This window comes from Mesorhizobium sp. M7A.F.Ca.AU.001.01.1.1 (assembly GCF_004022735.1).
GTDB classification, from domain to species: Bacteria; Pseudomonadota; Alphaproteobacteria; order Rhizobiales; family Rhizobiaceae; genus Mesorhizobium; species Mesorhizobium ciceri.
On sequence record NZ_RZPF01000819.1, the window covers coordinates 1 to 2,633 of the forward strand.

The 2,633-nt window shown below is 59.9% G+C and carries 5 protein-coding genes; 3 read left to right on the top strand and 2 right to left on the bottom strand.

Annotated elements, in window-relative coordinates:
* Positions 1-298: response regulator (locus tag EN884_RS32350; protein WP_164895298.1), on the top strand; the 298-nt coding region annotated here is incomplete at its 5' end.
* Positions 299-311: 13 nt separating this feature from the next.
* On the opposite strand, the gene EN884_RS32355 is transcribed toward EN884_RS32350, so the two are convergent.
* Both EN884_RS32355 and EN884_RS32360 read right to left on the bottom strand, forming a co-directional pair.
* Positions 312-863: an RNA polymerase sigma factor gene (locus tag EN884_RS32355; protein WP_013529285.1), complete on the bottom strand. Its 552-nt coding sequence runs from the start codon at positions 861-863 to the stop codon at positions 312-314.
* A gap of 3 nt (positions 864-866) precedes the next feature.
* Entirely contained in the window at positions 867-1,070 is a 204-nt protein-coding gene (locus tag EN884_RS32360; RefSeq protein WP_032809255.1) for a NepR family anti-sigma factor, read from the bottom strand.
* Between the two features lie 213 nt (positions 1,071-1,283).
* On the opposite strand from EN884_RS32360, the gene EN884_RS32365 reads away from it, so the two are divergent.
* Both EN884_RS32365 and EN884_RS32370 read left to right on the top strand, forming a co-directional pair.
* The gene (locus tag EN884_RS32365) at positions 1,284-2,078 is read left to right on the top strand and encodes a response regulator (RefSeq protein ID WP_013529283.1); all 795 of its coding nucleotides are present in this window, start codon (positions 1,284-1,286) and stop codon (positions 2,076-2,078) included.
* Positions 2,079-2,305: 227 nt separating this feature from the next.
* Positions 2,306-2,473: a DUF1328 domain-containing protein gene (locus EN884_RS32370; protein WP_013529282.1), complete on the top strand. Its 168-nt coding sequence runs from the start codon at positions 2,306-2,308 to the stop codon at positions 2,471-2,473.
* The last annotated feature ends 160 nt before the right edge of the window (positions 2,474-2,633 follow it).

Genomic DNA, 2,633 nt, shown 5'->3' on the forward strand with positions numbered 1-2,633 from the left:
ACTTTGCCGCGATCATGGCGCCGATGAGGTGGTGATCGCCCGTGACCTGACCGAGGTCGATGGCCGGGAAGTCGCCACGCGATTCGATGCAGCCATTGTCGACTTGATGCTGGGCGGCGCCTCGACGATCGATTTCGCTTCCGGGCTGCGCGCGGCAGGCATACCTTTCGTGTTTGCGTCCGGCTATTCGGATGCCGATGAAATCAAGGCATCGTTTCCGGGCGTCAGGCTGGTTGGCAAACCCTACTCAGGCGAAGACCTGGTGCAAGCGGTCGCGGCGGCCTGCGGACGCGCTTGAGACGCGATCGCGGTCAGCTCGCCGGCGAACTCGTTACCTGGGCCGAAATCGCGTCCGGACCATACTCGTCCTCACCTGATATTTTCAGGATCTCCTGCAAGCGGGTACGGGCTCGGCTGACGCGGCTCTTGATCGTCCCCACCGCGCAGCCGCAGATCTCCGCGGCCTCCTCGTAGGAGAAACCAGATGCGCCGATGAGGATGATGGCTTCGCGTTGGTCCTCCGGCAACTGCTCCAGCGCCCCGCGAAAGTCCTTCAGGTCGAGTTGACCGTGCTGGGCCGGATGAACGGCAAGCCTGGCCGTCATGATACCGTCGCTGTCCTGCACTTCGCGCCCGCGCTTGCGCATTTGCGAATAGAACTCGTTGCGCAGGATGGTGAAAAGCCAGGCCTTGAGATTGGTGCCGGGCTGGAAGCTCTCATGCTTGTCCCAAGCCTTGACGAGTGTTTCCTGGACGAGGTCGTCGGCTTTATCGGCATTTTGCGTCAGCGACACGGCAAACGCGCGCAGACTTGGGATTGCCCCAAGCAGATCAGTCTTGAAGCCTTGTGAGACCGCGGCCATGCCTCAGTCCTTCTTCTGTGCGGGTTCAGCCTGTTCCAGTTGGCTAAGCAACTGGGAAAAGCGATCCGGCACATCGTCGGAGACCAGCGCGTCGTAATATTGTTTGAGTTTGCGTCCGATTTCGGAGTTCGGCCCAAGAGCGTCACCAGAACCGTTCCGGCGCCTGCTCTCGGCGCCAGTCAGAATATCTTTCGTCATATCCTTCATTTTGCCCTTGTATTCCCAGCGCTCAAGCCGCTCTTACCGTACTCAACACAACGCAAGCGGCGCCCTCGTCTGGTTGCCCATCCCCACCACAAACGCCACTCCCCGGCTTTTGTTCCGTCGAGGTGGAACTTTTTCAAAAAATCCGCGTTATCACGGCTTGCAGTCAGCTTGACCTGCTACGCAATCGCGTCATTCTGAGGGAGACGTCTTACCATGAGCTTATCCGCCACCATCGCACCACATCTGCCCTTCCTGCGCCGCTTCTCGCGGGCTGTTTCCGGGTCGCAAGAGAGTGGTGACGCGCTGGTCGCTGCGATGCTTGAAGCCATCATCGCCGATATCGAGATATTTCCCGAAGCATCGAGCGACCGCATCGCGCTGTACAAGGTTTTCGCCAAGCTTTTCACATCGGTCGCCATCCGCGTTCCACAGGAACAGGCGCAATCGGCGTGGGAACAGCGCACCGCCGCCAATCTGAATGCGATCGCGCCGCGGCCCCGTCAGGCCTTCCTGCTCGTGGCGGTCGAAGGCTTCAGCGAGGAGGAAGCGGCTGAGATCCTTGACGTCGGTGACCAGGAGTTTTCAGAGCTGCTTGCGCAGGCGAGCAACGAGATATCCCGTCAGGTGGCAACCGACGTTCTGATCATCGAGGATGAACCGCTGATCGCCATGGATATCGAAGAAATGGTCGAGAGCCTGGGGCACCGCGTCGTTGGAACGGCGCGCACCCATGCCGAGGCAGTGATGATGTTCGGCAAGACGCGGCCGAAGATGGTGCTGGCCGACATCCAGCTTGCCGACGGCAGTTCCGGCATCGAGGCCGTGAACGAAATCCTGTCATCGACGTCGGTGCCGGTCATCTTCATCACCGCCTTCCCCGAGCGCCTGTTGACTGGGGAACGACCGGAACCGGCCTTCCTGGTCACCAAGCCGTTCAATCCCGACATGGTCAAGGCGCTGATCAGCCAGGCACTGTTCTTTGACCGGCAGGCGAAAGCCGCCGCATAGTCGGGAATTGGGAGTGGAGGAATTGACGAACCCAAGGCGATAGCCTCGCTCCCGAATCTCTCCAGATGATCAATTCGTCACTTCGTGCCGCCTGATGCACCCGGGCGGCGACGGTGAATTCCTGCGGTTCCGCTCGAACGATTTGCAAGCACGGTCTTTTTCGGCAAAGGGTGGGAACAAACCGCAACCACCCACGTTTTCATCGCACCATTCGAAGGAGATGGATCATGCTTTACTGGGCGCTCGTATTTCTCGTCGTTGCCATCATCGCCGGCGCGCTTGGTTTCGGCGGCATCGCCGGTACCTCCGCCGGCATAGCGCAGATATTGTTTTTCATCTTCCTCGCCTTCCTGGTCATTTCGCTTCTTGCGGGCCTGTTCAAACGGGCTTCGTAAGGACGGACGGCCGAACACTGGAAGCCGCACCCCTCAAACGGTTTCCAGCCACCGCCGGGCGGTGTCCCTCAAAGGACGCCGTCCGGCGGACCGTTTTTGGCGGCGGGTTTTCCGGAAACCTGTTTGGAACCCATTCAACGATGAGCCGTTCAGCCTGAAT